This window comes from Streptomyces sp. H27-C3, assembly GCF_030063415.1.
Lineage (GTDB): Bacteria > Actinomycetota > Actinomycetes > Streptomycetales > Streptomycetaceae > Streptomyces.
Map to the genome: position 1 here is coordinate 352,528 of NZ_JASITA010000002.1, position 17,094 is coordinate 369,621.

Here is a 17,094-nt window from a genome sequence, read left to right on the forward strand (position 1 = left end):
CGACAACGCGGCGAAGCGCGGCACCCAGCCCCGAGAGCCCGGCCCGAGCCGAACGGCACACCCTAGGGGCCCCTCACGCCCACCGGGCGACCACGGTCCGCAGCGACGCCACCGCCCGGCCGATCCGCTTTTCGTCGGACCGCACCGAGCGGCTGAACTCGGCATGCAGGAACGGCACCTCCTCATCGGCGGCGAGCCGCCCCTGCTCGTTCGTCCGACCCTCCAGCACGCACTTGCGCGCCCAGGCCCGGCACACGTCGAATCCCCGCTTGTCCAGTTCGCGGGCCAGCCTGCGGGCGTCCTCGCGGCCCTCGGCGCCCGCGCCCGTCGCGGTGATCACGTCGAAGTCCGATTCGGTGCGGTCGGAGAACCCGTGCAGCTGGACGCCGGGCAGCCCGCGGCCGGCGAGCTCGGCGCAGACCGCGTGGAAGACCGTTTCGCGGCGGTGGGCCACATCCGCGGCGTCGTCCTCGCCCGCCCTGCGGTGCGCACCGGCCAGCACCATGACGCCGCCGGGCGCGGCGGTCAGCACGCCTGCCCCGAGCTTCTCGCTGTCGGCGTCGGCGACCGGGTGCGGCACCTGTACCGACCAGCGGGCCGGGCCATCGAGGGCTACGTACACCCGCCCCCAGCCGCGGGTGTCCTCCCCGGCCAGATCGGCGACCTCGGCGAATCTCCGGCCGGTGGCGGTGTCCGTCAGCGTGCGCACCCCGAAATCGACCTCGGCGAGCTTGCGGTCCGCCTCCTTCCGCCGCCCGTCGGCAAGCAGTCCGACGCCTTCGGCGACCGTGCGCCGCTCCACCCGGCGCGGCGGCCGGTAGGCGGCTTCGGCCACCGTGCCGGACGTGAAGGCGGTGATACGGCGCTCCAGATCGACCCCGACATGGGAAGGAACAGGCCTTTTGCGCGTTTCGGCGGGAATGTCATCTTGTGTGAGTGCGGTGAGAACAACTCCCGCCCCAATCACCGACCCGACCAGAAAAGTTGTCAAAATAGTCATCTTCGTGGTCAGGATCGACGTCATAAGCGGTGAAAATATCACTGTGCCAAAATCTTCCCGCCCGCCCGCCCTGCCCCGCGCTGCCGCTCCCGCCCTTGCGGCAGCGGCGGGACCACCGGCGTCGGCGGGTCGCGGCCTCCCGGACGCGGCCGGTGCGCCGCCGGAGCCGCCTGGCTGACCCGGCCAGGACGCACTTCACATCGCGTCTCGCCGATTCGGCACAAACCTTCACGGCAGTCATCAGTCATCATCTTTCGGTCGGATGTATGCGCGCATCGCGCTTCACGCGACCGCTCCGATCAGAAATGTCCAGGAAGAGGGACCCTCATGGCCGCTTCGCGCGCAAAGCGGCGGCATAAGGCTCGACGGCGAGCCGATATGTCGCTACTGGGTGGCATACGCCCGCCCATCGCGGTGCTGTCGGCGCTGCTCGTCTCCCTGGCGGGCATCACCGCCCTCGCACTCGGCAGGACGGGCGAAGAAGCCCTCCCCGAGGCGGTGCGGACGTCCCAGCAGCACTTCGCCGAGGACGGGGCCGTCGCGCTGCGCGCCTCCCTGGACGAGAGCGTCACCGACCTCGACCGCACCGCGACCCTCTTCAACGCGTCTGCTCCCGTCTCCGCCGACGCCGTCCTGGACAAGCTCGGCAGCGTGTACCAGAAGTGGCGCGGCACCGCGATCGTCGAGATCAAGTCGGGCAAGCTGATGGCCACCCGCGGCGAGAACGTGCCGCTGACGGCCGTGGACCTCGGCAAACTCTCCGCCGAGGACGGTCTCGTTCCCCGGATGGTACGGCTGGAGAACGGCGAGACACGATTGCTCACCCTCGCCCTGCTGTCCTGGAAGGACCGGCCCCAGCAGCTGCTGATCGCCTCCAACAGCCTGAAGGTTCCCGGCGTCAGCCTCGGGAAGTCGCGGGTCGTCGCCGTCGTCGACTCCGCGGGCACGGTGCTCAGCAGCGACGGCGGCCTCACACCGCAGCAGGCCGGCTCCGGCCCGGACCCAAAGGCGGCGAAACAGCACGAGAAGCAGCTGCGTTCGTTTGCCGAGCGCTCCGCCGAGAAGGCCGAGCAGCACCCCCTGAAGACCAAGGAGCCCGGATCGGGCGGCTTCCTCGGAGTCAGCGGCAGCATGACCGCGGACCCGGTCGACGGCAAGCGGCCCGTGGCCGGCCACGCCACCCTCGCGGCACCCGAAGCAGGAGAGAGCACCGCGGCCTCCAGCCTCGGGCTGACGATCGTCTCGCAGATCAATGTGACCGAGGACCCCCGGCAGATCACCCGGCCGCTCATCGGGCTCCTCACCGCGGGCGTCCTGCTCGTCGTCGGGATCCTGGCCGTGGCCCTGCTGCTCGGCACCGTGCAGCGCCCCCTGCTCCGGCTCTTCCTGGAGAGCCGGAGGCTGACGCGCGGCGACCTGACCCGGCCCGTCACCGTCCCGGCCATCGGCGAGACCGCCCGGATCGGCCATGCCCTGGAGCAACTACGCCGCCAGCTCACCGGCGAGAGCGCGCCCGACACGCCGATCCGGCGCGCCCGCGGGCCGCGCCGGATCGGCGCCCGCGGCCTGCTCGTCGTCTGCGCCGCGCTGCTGCTGGCCTGGTCGGGCCCGATGCTGCTGCTCCTCAATCGCGCCGAATCCACCGCCGTCGTACCCAAGCAGCTCGTGAACGACCAGCGGGAACGGACCGACACCGTCACCGACCGGGTGCGTCGCGCCCTCAACGAGGGTCACGCCGACCTGCTGTCCGTGGCCTCCCTCATCGGAGACCGCACCTCACCGGGCGACATGACCACCGTGCTCGAACGCACCCGCGCCGAGCACCTGCGCTACGAGTCGCTGTACGTGCTGTCCGCCGACGGCGAGGTGCTCGCCCGCACCGGCGGGAAACCCCGGCACCCGGCGGGCAAGGGCCCGCGCACCGAGCCGATCTCGCTGCTCGACCACTCGGCCAAGGAACCCGTCATCACCGGGTACGCCGAGATCCCGGGCCGCGACGGCGCGGCCGTGGTCGGTGAGTTCCGTATCGGCTTCCTGAACTCGCTGCTCTCGCGCCCCGGACTCGGCCAGGTCCGGGTCGTGGACGCCGAGCGCCGGATCATCGGCAGCAACAAGGGCTACCAGGCCTTCGCGAAACTGCCCGAGCCGCGGATCGACGCCCTCGTCCAGGACGCCAACCCGAAGGGCGACAGTCCGCGGCCCAGCGGCATCCTCTACCGGGGCGACAACGGACAGCAGCTCGCAGCGGCGGCCCCGTTCGTCGGCGGCGGCGCCGCGAAGCCGCTCGGCTGGACCACCGTCAGCTGGCAGCCCGCATCCGGCCTCGACATCCCCGAGTACAGCCTCCAGAACCGCACCGTGCTCGCCGGGATGCTCGGCCTCACCGCGGCCGCCGCCTGCCTGGGCTGGCTGTTCATCGTGGTCGTACGGCCGCTGCGGGCCCTCGCCGACCAGGCCGAGGCCCTGGCGGGCGGAGACCGCCGCACCATCCTCTATCCACGCCACCACGACGAGGTGGGCGCCGTCATCCGCAGCCTGGAACTCGTCCGGCAGCAACTCCAGGAGCAGCGCAAGCGCGATGGCGCGGCTCTGGTCGGAAGGAACTGATCGGCCGTGCTCTTCCTCTACACCGTGCTCGTGGTGTGCTGCGCCGTCCTGCTGGTCGCGGGCATCGTCGAACAGCGGCGGCACTTCACCAACCTGGAGCGCATACCGTCCCGCGTCCTGGTCAACGGCATCCGCGGCAAGAGCTCCATCACCCGGCTGTGCGCGGGCGCGCTGCGCGGCGGCGGCCTCACCACGGTCGCCAAGACCACCGGCACCGCGGCCAGGTTCATCCACCCGGACGCCACCGAGGAGCCCGTCTACCGCAAGTTCGGCATCGCCAACGTGGTGGAGCAGATCGGCATCGTCAGGCGGGCCGCCGCGTACGACCCGGACGCGCTGGTCATCGAGTGCATGGCCGTCATGCCCGCACTCCAGGAGATCAACCAGAGCAAGCTGATCCGCTCCACGATCGGCGTGCTGTGCAACGTGCGTGAGGACCACCTGGCCGAGATGGGCCCGACCCTCGACGACGTGGCGCGCTCCCTGTCGCGCTCCATGCCGGAGGGCGGCATCTGCATCACCGCCGAGAAGGACCGCTTCCACATCCTCCAGGAGGAGGCGGACGCCCGCGACTGCCGGCTGGTGTACGCCGACCCGGAGATCGTCACCGACGAGGAGCTGCGCGGCTTCAGCTGGTTCACGTTCAAGGAGAACGTCGCCATCGCGCTGACCGTCGCCGAACTCCTCGGCGTGGAGCGGGAGACCGCGCTGCGCGGCATGTACGACGCACCTCCGGACCCGGGTGTCCTCTCCGTGGAGCGGTACCGCACCGAGGACGGCAAGCGGCTGCGCTTCGCGAATGTCTTCGCGGCGAACGACCCGGAGTCGACGCTGATGAACATCAACCAGCTGCTCGACGTCGGCGCCATCAGCCGCCCGCTGAACGTCGTCGTCAACTGCCGTCCCGACCGGGTCGAGCGCAACGGCCAGATGGGCACCATCGTCCCCGATCTCAAGCCGGACAAGGTCTTCGTGATCGGGCACCCGGCCAAGAGTGCCATCGACGCGATTCCGGCCGACTGGCGGCACTGCGCGGTCGACCTCGGCGGGGACCGCCGCGACCCGCGGGAGTTCATGGGCCGGATGCTCGCCGAACTGGGCCCCGACTCCTCGCTCGTCGCGATCGGCAACATCCACGGCCAGGGCGAGCTGCTGCTCGAACAGCTCGCCGAACTCCCCGCGGACGAGACGCCGGACGACCCTCCGCCCGCCCCGGGCGACGGCGCTTCCGCCGCACACGCTCCGGCCCCGGCCGCCGCGCGGACCGCCGCCCCCGCGACGGACGACGAGACGCTCGCCCTCCAGCAGTACACGCCGTACATCGACCCGTACACGCCGTACTCTCCGACGTACGAGACGCGCTACCAGCCCCAACAGCCCCAGCGCGCCGTCCGGCCGCCCGTGCCGCAGGAACAGCAGCGCGTGTCCTGGCCGCACGTCCCGCGGCAGCCCACCGGCAAAGCAACCCCGCCCGGACCCGCCGGACCCCCTCCCTCGCGCGGCATGTTCGAGCCGGTCAGACCGCCCGCCCCGGCTCAGCAGCAGAATCCAGGAGAACCCCGTTGATCCCGTCCGTCCTCACGCCCGAGATCGCCGCGATCGGCATCGCCGTGGGCCTGATGTTCTCGCTGGTCTGCTACCTGACCACCAACCTCTCCCCGGGCGGGATGATCACTCCAGGCTGGCTGGCCCTGACCTTGGTCGAGGATCTTCAGCGCGCCGCCATGGTGGTGGGCGTCACCGTCCTGACATACGTCACGACGCTGCTCGTCCAGCGCCTGGTGATCCTCTACGGCAAGCGGCTGTTCTCCACAGTGGTCCTCATCGGTGTGCTCCTCCAGGCCACCGTGATGATCGTGCTCCAGCTGGAGTTCCCGCTGATGTACACGAACCAGACACTCGGCTTCATCGTGCCGGGCCTGATCGCGTACCAGCTCGTCCGCCAGCCCAAGGGCGCGACGATCCTCGCCACCGGCTCCGTGACGCTGATGGCCTACGTCCTGCTCACCGCCGGAATCCTGCTCGGCGCCCTGCCGTCCGCCTGACCGACCCCGGAGTCTGCCCATCATGAGTGCGAAGACCAAGCGCGGTCCCCGTCCGGTTCTGCACGCCGCGACCGTGATAGCCCTGCTCGCCGGCAGTGCCTACCTCACGGTCGAACTCCGCAAGGAGGAGCAGGCCAAGGCTCCCGCCGTGCAGGCCGTCACCGACACGCCCGACCTACGGTCCGGGGGCGTCGACCCCGGCTCCGGGGAGCACACCTGGGAGCGGCTGAAGAGCCCCGCCCGCACGGTGCTGCGCGGCAAGGGAGGCGACGTACTGGCCACATTCACCGACGGGGCCCGCACCACCACGCTCACCGGGCCCAGCCGCACGTTCGCGGAGCCCACCGGCACCAAGTCGCGGGTCGTCACCGAGAACTGGGTGCGGCTGATGCCGGAGCCGTGGCGCAAAGGCGCCGAGCGGGAGAAGTGGTTCAAGGACTGGTTCAAGGAGTTCTCCGGCAGCAAGGAGGACGACCTGTTCGCGATCGCCTTCCAGTACGTCGACCAGGCCCCGGTGAAGAAGGACGACGAGGGCATCTCGTACGCCGGTGACGCCGACTTCGGCCCGATCAACCCCAACGGCGGTCCGGGCAACGACTACCGCCTGGAGGAGTCCGACTTCTACGACTACCTGGGCATCCCGTACACCTTCCGCAACGGCACCACTGTGCAGCCCGAGACGAACCGCGCCCGCTCCATGGACTGCTCCGGCTTCATCCGGACCGTGCTGGGCTACCGGGCCCGCTTCCCACTGGCGGCCACCGACCAGCTCGGCGACGGCCTGCCGCGCACCGCCAACGGCATGGCCCGCAAGAGCCTCGGCACCGACGTCATCGGGCTGACCGGTGTCGGGCCCGAGGGCCGGCCGAAGTCCATCGACGTCCTGCAACCCGGCGACCTGGTCTTCTTCAAGCTCGACGCGCGCTCCAAGGAACGGCTCGACCACGCCGGCATGTACATGGGCCAGGACACCGACGGTCACAAGATCTTCGTGTCGAGCCGCGAAGAGGTCAACGGACCGACCATCGGCGACAAGGGCGGCACCTCGCGACTGGACGGCAACGGCTACTACGCGACCGCCCTGCGCAGCGCCAAGCGCCTGTAGGCGCGGCGAGCGCGATGCGGCGGCCCCTCAGCACCGCCCCGGCCGCGCGTAAATCATGACGCGCGCGCCGGTGACCTCCCGGCTGCTGCACTGCTCGAAGTGATCCCGCAGCGTCGTCCGTTTGACGACCTCCTGCGGGGTCTCGTCCACCGGATCCCCGTCCGGGTCACCGAGCACGACGATGCGCTCGGTGGCCAGCATCCGGGCCCGGATCCGGGGCGCGGAGATCTCCTCGCCGTACAGGGAGTCCGACGAGTCCACCACCTTCGCCAGCGCCAGATCGGGGAAGGCCCGGAACTGCTCCGGCTCGGCCAGCGTCCACACCCGGCGCCGGGCCGGCGTGAACAGCAGCCCGTCACCGGGCTTCGCCGCCTCCCGCACCGCCAGCGTCACCGCCGTCGCGTCGTCCGCGCGGCTCGCCGGGCTCCGCAGGTGCATCCCCACCGGCAGCACCGCCACCAGAACGGCCAACACCGTCAGCGCACGCAGCCAGATCCGGCGCCGCAGCAGCCGGGCCTGTCCCTCGGGCGGGCGGCGGAACGCCCGGTCCAGCGCCGCCCCGACGAGGAGCGCGAACCCGATGACGTAATACAGGACGTACCGGTCGACGTACATCGGCTTGAGCTGGGACGCCAGGAGCAGTGCGACCGTCGGCAGGATCAGCAGCGGCACCGCGATGGTCCGCAGCCGTATCGGGCCGCCGACGCGCACCGGGGCGCGCGCGCAGCGCAGGCCGACGGCGGCGAGAATCACGAAGCTCACCAGCTGTACCGGGTCGGGCCACATGATCCAACGGACCTGCTCCGACTGCCCCATGCTGAAGACGGCGAGCGGGGCCAGCCCGGCGACGACGCACGCGGCCGCCACGCTCCAGGACCGCTTCACCTCGCGCGGCACGTCCGAGAGCAGCATCGTCGCGCCGTGCGCCGTCAGCATCAGTACGGCGAACTCGTGCAGCAGGCAGGCCGTCAGGGCCACCAGCGTGTAGGCGATCCAGCGCCGCCGGGTGGGCTGCGAAGCGGCGTTCACCAGGAGGTAGGTGGCCCAGGTGACCATCGCGCACACCAGCGCGTAGGAGCGACCCTCCTGCGCGTACTGCTGCACCGCCGGGATCATGGGGAAGACGAGCCCGGCGAACAGCCCGGCCCGCGGCCCCGCGAACCGGTGCCCGAGCAGCCCGATCCCCGCGGCGGCAGCGGCCGTCGCCAGCACGGACGGCAGCCGCAGGGTGGTCGTGTCCCCGCCGAACACGGCGAACAGGCCGTGCATGAACAGGTAGTACAGGCCGTGCACGGCGTCGAAGTTCTGCAGGGTGTGCCACAGCTCGGGCAGCGTGCGGTGCGCCATGTCGTACGTGACGACCTCGTCCCGCCAGACGCTGCCCTGCCTGCTGATGCCCCAGAGCCCGAGGGCGAGCGTCAGCGTCAGCGGCGCCATCGCGGCCACTGTCTTGGACGTCCAGACACGACGTTCGGCGACGACGGCATCGGAGACGTTCACCGTGGTACCTATGACGGACTCCTGTGAGGGGCAGCTTCTGGTGTCTGCGCGGCGCGAGTTCCGCACGTGTCATGGAGTGCGGCGGGGCGCTCCACAGTAACGACCTCGGGGGCAATGGAGCGTGGATCAGCGAGCCGCGTCATACGGCTTCGCGTCCAAGGCGGAGGGGGGCGACGCGGAGCGTCGTCGACCGACGACAACGCCGGAGGCGGAGTCGCAGGACGCCGGGAGCCCGCGCGCCATCGCCCCCGAGGTCGTAAGGGGCGAGCGTACGAGCGCGGACCCCCGGGGCTGTGTGCTCCGAGGGTCCGCTGCCACCACAGCGGGTCAGCCGATCCGGGTCAGCTTGTCGCCGAAGGCCGGCTCCACGAGGTCCTTCTGGAGCGCGACCGGCGCCTTGACCTGGCCGGGTCCGGTGCCGACGGTCAGCTGTCCGACCTCCGTGCCCGCCTTCGCGGCGTGCGGCGGCGTCTTCCCGCCGTCGGAGATGGCCAGTTCCACCTTCAGTCCTGGCCAGCCGACCGCCTTCAGGTCCTTGGTCGCGACGACCGGCGTCCGCCCGCCGAGCCCGTCGTCGATGTACCCGACGACCTCGCCCTTCTTCACGACCGTGGCCGAGGTGACGTCCCGCTGGGCGGCCTGGATCAGCTTCAGGCTGTTGGTGAGCGCCAGTTGGAGCTTGGCGTCGAGCGTGCCATCGGTCTGCTGACCCATGACCGCGCCGACGATCCGGCGCTTCTTGCCGTCGATGATCGTGTCGGCGGCCCAGACGAGATTGCCGCCCGCCGGGGTCGTGGAGCCGGTCTTGATGCCGCTCACGCCCGGGTTCAGCAGGATGTTGTTGTTGTTGTAGATCTTGCCGTCGATGCCGGGGATCTCGACCTCGGGCAGATCGACGATGCCGCGGAACACGTCGTACTGCATGACCGCCTTGGCCAGCTTCAGCTGATCGGTCGCGGTGCTCACCGTCGTCTTCTCGAAGCCGCTCGGGTCGGTGTACGTCGAGTTCTTCATGCCGAGGTCCTTGGCCGTGTCGTTCATCTTCTTGACGAACGCGTCCTCGGACTTGGCGTCCCAGCGGGCCAGCAGCCGCGCCGCGTTGTTCCCGGAAGGGATCATGAGCAACTGAAGCATCTGCTTCTCGGTGAACTCCTGGCCTTCCTTGATCGGCGCGGTCGACTCGTCGGGAGACTTCGACTGCTCCTCGGCGAGCGCGTCCACCGTGATCTTCGGGCCGACTTCCCTGCCCTTGAGCGGGTGCTCCTTGAGGATCACGTACGCCGTCATGACCTTGGCAACACTGGCGATCGGGGAGGATTTCTGCGCCCCGTTCGTACCGATGCTCCCGACGCCCTGCACCTCGACGGCCGACTGGCCGGTCTCGGGCCACGGCATGTCGAGCGAGCCGCCCTTGAAGGTGTACGACGGGTCCGCGGTCAGCGCGAGCGCGGGTGCGGGGAGCGGTCGCAGGAACTGTGCGACCGCAAAGAGAACCACGACGAGCAGCAGCAGCGGCGTCCAGATCTTGACCCGCCGCACAGCGGTCCGCGTCGGCGTCTCCGGCGGCGCGGGCTTGTTCGTGAGCTCGGCGAGCATGTCGAGCGGCGGCCTGGGCGGCATCGGCTGCTGCCGGGTCCGCTCGGCCTCCGGGATCGCCTGGGCCGCGGCGGGCGCGGCCGCGGCGGGCGCGGCCACGGGGTGCGCGGCCACGGGGTGCGCGGCCACGGCTGGCGCGGCCACGGGGTGCGCGGGAGGCGCGGGCGGAGCCGCGGGGGCCACCGGGGCGGACCCCTCCGGCTTCTGCTCGGGCTTCCTCACTGGAGCCTGTCGTACGCCATCGGGCTTCAGCGGCACGAAGGTGCTGGTGCGCTCGGCGGCGGACTCCGGCGGCTCCACCGGCGCGGAGGGCCTGACGGTCTTCAGCGCGGTGGTCGGCTGATCCACGGGCCTGCCCGGCCGCACAGCCCGGAACACGGCAGTGTGCTGATCCACGCCCGACTTGGGGCGCTCGGATCCGATTCCGGAATCGGAATCGAAACTGGGGCTGGGGCTGGAATCGGAACTGGGGCTGGGGCTGGGGCTGGATCCGGCATCGGAATCCGGATCGGCCTTCGGCTCGTCCCCGCGGCCGGGCGCGGCACTGGAGCCGGCACCGTCCTTCGGCGCCTCGTCGGCTTGGGCTTCGCGATCCGAAGTCGCGTCGACACCCGCGCCGGACGGCGCATCGCCGCCGACCACGGCTCGGTCACCCTCGGCGTCCGCGACCGGGGCCAAGTCGTCACCGGCCGACTCACCGGACCCATCGGGCTCGACGGGCTCCTCGGCCGTCTCGGCGGCCTTCGGCTCGTCGGCATCGGCAGCCGCCCGGCCACTCCCGGAGTCGCCCTCGGAGGCGCTGGCGGCCCCAACGGCGTCGCTCTCGGAGCCCTCTGAGCCCGCTGAGCCCCCGGCAACGTCGCCACCGGACCGTTCGGCATCCGAGCCCGAGCCCGCGTCAGCACCGGCCGGCCCGTCAACGCCCGCCTTCGGCGCTGCTCCGGCATCGGCGTCGGCATCCAGTTCGGCCCTCGACGCGACCTCCGAGTCCGCGTCGGAGACCGAGTCGGTCGCGGAGTCGGAGTCGGATTTCGAGTTCACGTCCGGGCCCGAGTCGACGTCCGCGACCGCGACCGGGGCCGGGTCGGCATCGGCCGGCTCGTCGTCGTCGGCCGCGTCGGCGGCCTGCGGCTCATCGCCACCGGCACCCCCGCGACCGCTCGCGGAGCCGCCCTCGGCCCCCGCGTCCGCACCGGCACCGTCCGCGTCACCCACCCGCTCGTCCGGCTCGTCCGCGGTGGCGACCCAGGCCGCCACCGCCGTTCGCAGCCGTGCGTCGCCGCCCGGGGAGCTCTCGGGCTCCTCCGGATTCGATGGCATCTTGAAAATCGTCGTCGGCTGATCAACGCGGTCGTCCGGCTTCGGCCGAGAGGCCGGTTCCCGGAAAACTGCAAGCCTCGGGTCGCGCTCGCTTTCAGCCGTCTCCCCCGACGACTTCCGCTGCTCCGACTTGTCGGGGGACTCGCCCGCCACCGATGCCTCCTCATTACGCGCCCGCGCATACGGACACTGTCCGAACCATGTACCAGTGTCCTGTCTGAACCCCCGGCCGCCTCGCTAGACGAGAACGACATACCTGCCGGTTCCATCACGAAGCACCCACGCACCCTCGACAGATGAATGTGAGAGGGGTCACTCTGTCAATCATCCACGCGGGGAGGCATGGATGGGCAAGAGCCGCAGATCACTTCCGGAAGAGCTTTTGCTGCTCGCTCTGGACCCGACCACGGGTACCACAGCGCAGCCGCAGTCGCTCGACCTCGGCCTCGCCGGGGCCCAGCTAGTAGAGCTGGCCCTGGCAGGACGGATAGCCCCAGATGGGGATCGTATCGCCGTGGTGATGGCACGGCCGACAGGAGATCCGACCTTGGACTCCGCACTGGAGCTGCTGCGCAGGCGTGGCAGTCCGGTTCGGGCCGTCCACTGGATCGGCGGACCCCGACTGGGGCTTCGCCAGACTTACCTCTCGCATCTTGAGCGATGCGGCATGGTGCATGCCGTGGCGGGACAGATGTGCGGAGTGCTGCCGACGACTCGCTACCAGGCGACGCAGACAGCGATCAGCCGGGAGATCAAGTCTCGACTGGACAGTGCGATCCGCACCGGCGTACCGCCGGATCCGCGGACCGCGGCGCTTGCCGCGCTGGCCCACGCGGTCGGACTCGGCAAGCACCTGTACCCCGGCAACGAAGGGCGTTCATCGCGCTCCCGTCTCCGGGACCTGATCAGGCACGACCCGATGGGCGGTCTCGTGGCGCACGCCGTGATGGACGTCCAGAACGGTGTGGCCGCGCAGCCGCGCCGTGCTCCGGCGACGGGTGGCCGACCACAACCGGCCGTCCCGATGCAACCGCAAGCACAGTCACGCCGCGGTGGCATGGCGCACTTCGCAGCGCACTGAGGACAGCGAAACCAACACCCAGTACCCAACACCCACCACTCAACACCCATGAACCACCGCCGCACCGTCGTCCCCATGGCCCGGTTCGGGAGCCGCACCAAAACGCGCGGGGTAGTGGACCGGCCGTCTGGACAAGGGCCGGTCCGCCACCCCGCGCGTTCGCGTCGGCACCGCGTGTGGCCATTTTCCAGCGCGGCCAGGAACAATGGTGGCAGTCTGCTGAGCATTAGAGCGTGCAAGCAGGACATACGCACAAGCGCACTCAGCCGGAGGTGCAGTTCCCGTGGCGGCCAACGTCAACCCCACTGTCAGGCGACGTCGATTGGGCCAGGAGTTGCGCCGGCTACGCGAACTCAAGGGCATGACGGCCGAGGAAGTGGCCGAGCGCCTGCTCGTCTCCCAGTCGAAGATCAGCCGCCTGGAGAACGGCCGCCGTTCCATCAGCCAGCGCGACGTACGCGATCTGTGCGGTGTGTACGAGGTCGATGACCACCGGATCGTCGACTCGCTGATGCAAATGGCCAAGGACTCCCGCCAGCAGGGCTGGTGGCACGCCTTCGGCGACATCCCGTACAGCGTCTACATCGGCCTGGAGACGGACGCGGCCTCGCTGCGCGTATTCGACCCCCAGATCGTCCCCGGACTGCTCCAGACGCCCCAGTACGCCGAGGCGCTCATCACCGGCGCGCTGCCCGAGACCGTGGCCACCGATGTGGAGAAGCGCGTCAACGTCAGACTGCGCCGCCAGGAGCGCATCCAGGCGACCGAGACGCCGTTGCGGCTGTGGGTCGTCATCGACGAGGCGGCCCTGCGCCGGGTGGTCGGCGACAGACAGCTGATGCGCGACCAGCTGGAGAATCTGGTGGAACAGTCGCAGCTGCCCCATGTGACCGTCCAGATCCTGCCGTTCGACCTGGGCGCGCACCCCGGGATCAGCGGTCATTACGCGATCCTGGAATTCCCGGACGCCACGGACTCCAGCGTGGTCTACATCGAGGGCGTCACCAGCGACCTGTATCTGGAGAAGGCGAACGACGTCCAGAAATACAGCGTGATGTACGAGCATCTGCGCGCCCAGGCACTGAATGTGGAGCAGTCGCGGCAGTTCATCTCGGACATCGCCAAGGATTACGCGCGCTGAGAGCCGGTCCCGGAAGCGGGCTGAACCCCGACTTCCGGGCGAAGCGCCGGCACCGTACACCGTCGCTCCCCCGTAGCGGAAGACCCTAACTGAATATGCCATCCGGTCGGGTGAATGACCGCTTCACGCAAGCAAGTTGGCGAGTAGCGTCGATCACGCCAATCAAGAACATTGGCGAGATACCCCGACCAGCAAAATCGGAGCGAACATGGCAATCCTTAAGGGCGCTACGGAAATCTGGACGAAGTCCTCGTACTCCGGGGGCAACGGTGCATGTGTGGAGGTCAAGTCGCCGGTCGCACACGCCATCGCGGTGCGTGACTCGAAAGTCGTCGAGGGGCCCTCGATCACCTTCGTTCCCGGTGCCTGGACAGCGTTCGTCGGTGGGGTCGGCCAGGGCGTCTTCGACCTCGACTGAGCCGCCCAACCCAGCACGACTGAAGAGAGCCCTCTCGACCGGCCCGCCGTCCTGGCCGAGAGGGCTCGGCCATGCGGCCGGCAACCCGGGGCCCGAGTCCCGAGCAGCCCCACCGGGCCCGTGTCTCAGCGCAACTGGTCGACGTACCGGTCCGTCCCCACCAGGGTCGGAATGAACGGCGCCACCAGCTCCACCCGCCCGAGCCCCGCGGCCGCCACCTCGTCGCCGAGGCCGCCGAAGCGCGCCTCCCACTCCTCGCGCGGGTCCGCCTCCAGGAACCAGAGCAGGGTCAGCCGGGTGTCGACGCCCTCGACCTGCTTCACGTACGTCATCCGGTCGCCCGGCAGCGGCGTCGGGCGGAAGACCGTCACCAGCGCCGCCGGTGAGCCCGCCAGTCGCTCGGGCAGGTGCTTCGAGCGCAGCCAGTCGAGCAGTTCCGCCCGCTGTTCGGGGCTCTCCGTGTCGATGACCTCGAGGACCAGGCCCCGGTAGGGGTGGTCGAGGGCGTGGAAGTCCCGGGGCCCATGGGCGCCGTCGCGGTAGACCGTGGCCTCACGGTCCTGGAAGGCCGTGAAGACGTGCGTACGGTCCTGATGGACCCGGCCGTCCCTGTTCAGCCGCTTGTTGATGCCGACGGTCCACTTCATGTGCTCGTCGTAGCGGCCCTCGGTGATCCAGTACGTGGAGAGGTAGCACCCGGCGGTCACCGGGTCGGCCACCGCCGACTCCGTTGGGTAGCGCAGGAGTTGCAGCTCGCGGGTGGCGACCCAGCGACGGCCCGCGTACATCCAGGGCATGGCCATCGCGCCCGCGATGAAGTGGTCGTCCTCGTACCAGCGGTTGTACGCGTGCTCGCGGCCCGGGTGCGGCTCGACCATGGTGATCAGCGCATGGCCGGGGCGTACGCCGTACGGGCCGACCGAGGCCAGTTCGGCGTACACCTCACTGCGGGCCTGCTCACTCATCGTGGCTCCCCTTCCCTTCCTTCCGGCTGCGGACGCACCTACTCTGACGGCCCGTCAGACAAACTGCCAGAGGCCGGAGGCGAGCATGTTGCTTCAGGGGAAGACCGTCATCGTGTCGGGGGTCGGCGCCGGGCTCGGCCATCAGGTCGCCGCCGCCGTCGTCCGGGACGGGGGCAACGCCGTGCTCGGCGCCCGCACCGAGGGGAGCCTCGCCAAGTCCGCCGCCGAGATCGACCCGGACGGCGGGCACACCGCCTGGCGTTCGACGGACATCACCGACGAGGCGCAGTGCGAGGCGCTGGCCGCGCTCGCCCACGAGCGGTTCGGCGGGATCGACGCGGTGGTCCATGTCGCTGCCCGGGACGGCTATTTCGGCGGTCTCCAGGACGCGGACTTCGCGACCTGGCAGCAGGTCATCGACGTCAACCTGCTCGGCACCCTGCGCATGACGCGCGCCTGCCTGCCCGGCCTCAAGGCGCACGGCGGCTCGGTCGTCATCATCGGGACGCAGTCCGCGATCTGCGCACCGTCCCAGGTGGAACAGGCGGCGTACGCGGCGTCAAAAGGCGCGCTCACCTCGGCGATGTACTCGATGGCCCGCGAGCTCGGGCCGCACCGGATCCGGGTGAACACGGTGCTGCCCGGCTGGATGTGGGGCCCACCGGTGCAGGCGTACGTCCAGTTCGCCGCGCACACCGAGGGGGTGCCGGAGCCGGAGGTACTCGGCCGGCTGACCGAACGCATGGCACTCCCCGACCTGGCCACGGACGGGGATGTGGCGCAGGCCGCGATCTTCCTGGCCTGCGACCGCGCCCGTTCCATCACCGGCCAGTCGCTGCTGGTCAACGCCGGTGAACTCATGCACTGACACGTGAAGTGGTCAAGGCGGCTCGCTCTCCTCTTCTCGGCCGCACGGGACCCGCATCCCGTGCGGCCTTTCCGCGTGCTTGGCGTCTGCCGAAGTGCCCGCCCATCGTGTGGCCGCCGTCGCGTTCACGATGCTGTCCAAGTAGGTCAAGAGACGGTAAAAGTGTTCTTCGTTCTGATCTATGTTCACGCTCATGACCGCGAAGGTGCTGGGGCGCGAGGGCGCGAAGGACTGACACACGGCGCACGCCACAGAACGTTACGGCCACCATGTTCGCGATCGCCGGTCCCGCTCGATCCTTGAGCAGGCCCGGCGATCGAGCTCTGTTCAGCCCCGCGGGTAGCGCGTCAGCCAGCCGGGGTTCGTGATCGCCGGGCCGTGCAGCGCCGGGCCCTGGGTCATCTCCATCGCGAAGTCGTCGGCGAGTTCCAGTGTCGTACCGCGCCCCTCGATCTCCGCGAGCCAGGCGGGTGGCAGCGCGGTCTCCCCGTGCAGCGCCCCCAGCAGGCTGCCGCACAGCGCGCCGGTCTCCGCTGAGGCGCCCCCGTGGTTGACGGCCAGGCGCAGGCCGTGGCGGATGTCCTCGGCGACGAGCGCGCAGTACACGGCGACCGCCAGGACGTCCTCGGCGGTCCGGCCGTCGCCCAGCGACTCGACGCGGGCGGGCGCGGGCAGGCCCTGGCGTACGGCGCCCAGCGCGTGCTTGAGGGCGTCGGTGACGGGCTGGTGGCCGGGGCGCGCGGCGAGCTGGGTGAGCGAGCGCTGTACGGACGCGTCGAGGGACTCGCCGCGCGCCAGGCCGTGCACGATGACGGCCAGCGCACCGGCCGAGAGATACGCCGTGGGGTGGCCGTGGGTCTGCGCCGCGCATTCGACGGCGAGCTGGAAGACCAGTTGTGGCTCCCAGCCGACGAGCAGGCCGAAGGGCGCCGAGCGGGTGAGGGCGCCGGAGTCGCGGGCGGTGGGGTTCTTGGGCTTCTCCAGCGTCCCCATGACGTCGTCGGCGAGGCCCGTGAGGCACTCACGGGAGGGGTCACGGCGTACGTACAGCCACTCCTCGCAGGCGAGCCACCCGTTGTCCTTGCGCCGCTCGTCGGGGCCCCAGTCGCTCTGGGTGGCCGCCCAGCGCAGGTGTGCGCGGTGCACATCGGTGGGCGGATGCCAGGCGCCGGTGTCGCGGCGCACCTGCGCCCGTATGAGCCCGTCCACGGTGAAGAGGGTCAGCTGGGTGCCCGCGGTGACCGCGCCGCGTCTGCCGTACGCGGGCACGAGGCCGGTGACGGCGTCCGCGCCGTGGACGGCCCGGATCTCGTCGAGGGAGAGCGCGGCCACGCCCGCACCGAGCGCGTCACCGACGGCGCCGCCGAGCAGACAGCCGCGGACCCTGCTGCGGAAGTCCTGCTGCTCCGTGCGGCCCCACACGGCTGTGACTGCTGCGCTCACCGCTT

The 17,094-nt window shown here is 70.5% G+C and carries 13 protein-coding genes; 8 read left to right on the forward strand and 5 right to left on the reverse strand.

Translation table 11 applies throughout. From position 1 onward, the window contains the following. Window positions 1-73: 73 nt before the first annotated feature. Window positions 74-835, reverse strand: coding sequence for a hypothetical protein (locus tag QMK30_RS03125; RefSeq protein WP_283515551.1), 762 nt, complete (start codon window positions 833-835; stop codon window positions 74-76). A 543-nt stretch (window positions 836-1,378) separates the two neighbouring features. Between QMK30_RS03125 and QMK30_RS03130 the strand changes: the two genes are divergently transcribed. Genes QMK30_RS03130 through QMK30_RS03145 form a run of 4 tightly spaced genes read left to right on the forward strand, consistent with a single transcriptional unit; the run spans window position 1,379 to window position 6,757 of the window. Next, window positions 1,379-3,607, forward strand: coding sequence for a HAMP domain-containing protein (locus QMK30_RS03130; protein WP_283515552.1), 2,229 nt, complete (start codon window positions 1,379-1,381; stop codon window positions 3,605-3,607). 6 nt (window positions 3,608-3,613) lie between these two features. After that, entirely contained in the window at window positions 3,614-5,173 is a 1,560-nt protein-coding gene (gene pgsB / locus QMK30_RS03135; protein ID WP_283515553.1) for a poly-gamma-glutamate synthase PgsB, read from the forward strand. Then, window positions 5,170-5,652 (forward strand): poly-gamma-glutamate biosynthesis protein PgsC/CapC, encoded by a 483-nt coding sequence (locus tag QMK30_RS03140; protein WP_283515554.1) that lies wholly within the window; start codon window positions 5,170-5,172, stop codon window positions 5,650-5,652. Before pgsB ends, QMK30_RS03140 begins: the two co-directional genes overlap by 4 nt. A 22-nt stretch (window positions 5,653-5,674) precedes the next feature. After that, window positions 5,675-6,757: a C40 family peptidase gene (locus tag QMK30_RS03145; protein ID WP_283515555.1), complete on the forward strand. Its 1,083-nt coding sequence runs from the start codon at window positions 5,675-5,677 to the stop codon at window positions 6,755-6,757. 27 nt (window positions 6,758-6,784) lie between these two features. Here the strand turns inward: QMK30_RS03145 and QMK30_RS03150 are convergent, their stop codons facing one another. Together QMK30_RS03150 and QMK30_RS03155 are read right to left on the reverse strand one after the other, a co-directional pair. Beyond that, on the reverse strand, window positions 6,785-8,257 hold the full coding sequence (locus QMK30_RS03150; protein WP_283515556.1) for a glycosyltransferase family 39 protein: 1,473 nt from the start codon (window positions 8,255-8,257) through the stop codon (window positions 6,785-6,787). Between the two features lie 327 nt (window positions 8,258-8,584). Next, window positions 8,585-11,326, reverse strand: coding sequence for a serine hydrolase (locus tag QMK30_RS03155; RefSeq protein ID WP_283515557.1), 2,742 nt, complete (start codon window positions 11,324-11,326; stop codon window positions 8,585-8,587). Window positions 11,327-11,519: 193 nt separating this feature from the next. On the opposite strand from QMK30_RS03155, the gene QMK30_RS03160 reads away from it, so the two are divergent. From QMK30_RS03160 to QMK30_RS03170, 3 genes are all read left to right on the forward strand, one after another. Then, on the forward strand, window positions 11,520-12,254 hold the full coding sequence (locus tag QMK30_RS03160; protein WP_283515558.1) for a GOLPH3/VPS74 family protein: 735 nt from the start codon (window positions 11,520-11,522) through the stop codon (window positions 12,252-12,254). Between the two features lie 283 nt (window positions 12,255-12,537). Beyond that, entirely contained in the window at window positions 12,538-13,395 is an 858-nt protein-coding gene (locus QMK30_RS03165; protein WP_283515559.1) for a helix-turn-helix domain-containing protein, read from the forward strand. Window positions 13,396-13,603: 208 nt separating this feature from the next. Continuing rightward, window positions 13,604-13,813 carry a DUF397 domain-containing protein gene (locus QMK30_RS03170; RefSeq protein WP_283515560.1) on the forward strand — a complete coding sequence of 70 codons (210 nt, stop codon included), beginning with the start codon at window positions 13,604-13,606 and terminating at the stop codon, window positions 13,811-13,813. Between the two features lie 125 nt (window positions 13,814-13,938). On the opposite strand, the gene QMK30_RS03175 is transcribed toward QMK30_RS03170, so the two are convergent. Further along, complete coding sequence (locus QMK30_RS03175) at window positions 13,939-14,778, reverse strand: hypothetical protein (RefSeq protein ID WP_283515561.1); 840 nt, start codon at window positions 14,776-14,778, stop codon at window positions 13,939-13,941. A gap of 85 nt (window positions 14,779-14,863) precedes the next feature. Between QMK30_RS03175 and QMK30_RS03180 the strand changes: the two genes are divergently transcribed. Continuing rightward, the gene (locus QMK30_RS03180; RefSeq protein WP_283515562.1) at window positions 14,864-15,646 is read left to right on the forward strand and encodes an SDR family oxidoreductase; all 783 of its coding nucleotides are present in this window, start codon (window positions 14,864-14,866) and stop codon (window positions 15,644-15,646) included. Window positions 15,647-15,973: 327 nt separating this feature from the next. On the opposite strand, the gene QMK30_RS03185 is transcribed toward QMK30_RS03180, so the two are convergent. After that, window positions 15,974-17,089 (reverse strand): ADP-ribosylglycohydrolase family protein, encoded by a 1,116-nt coding sequence (locus tag QMK30_RS03185; protein WP_283515563.1) that lies wholly within the window; start codon window positions 17,087-17,089, stop codon window positions 15,974-15,976. Window positions 17,090-17,094: the final 5 nt, after the last annotated feature.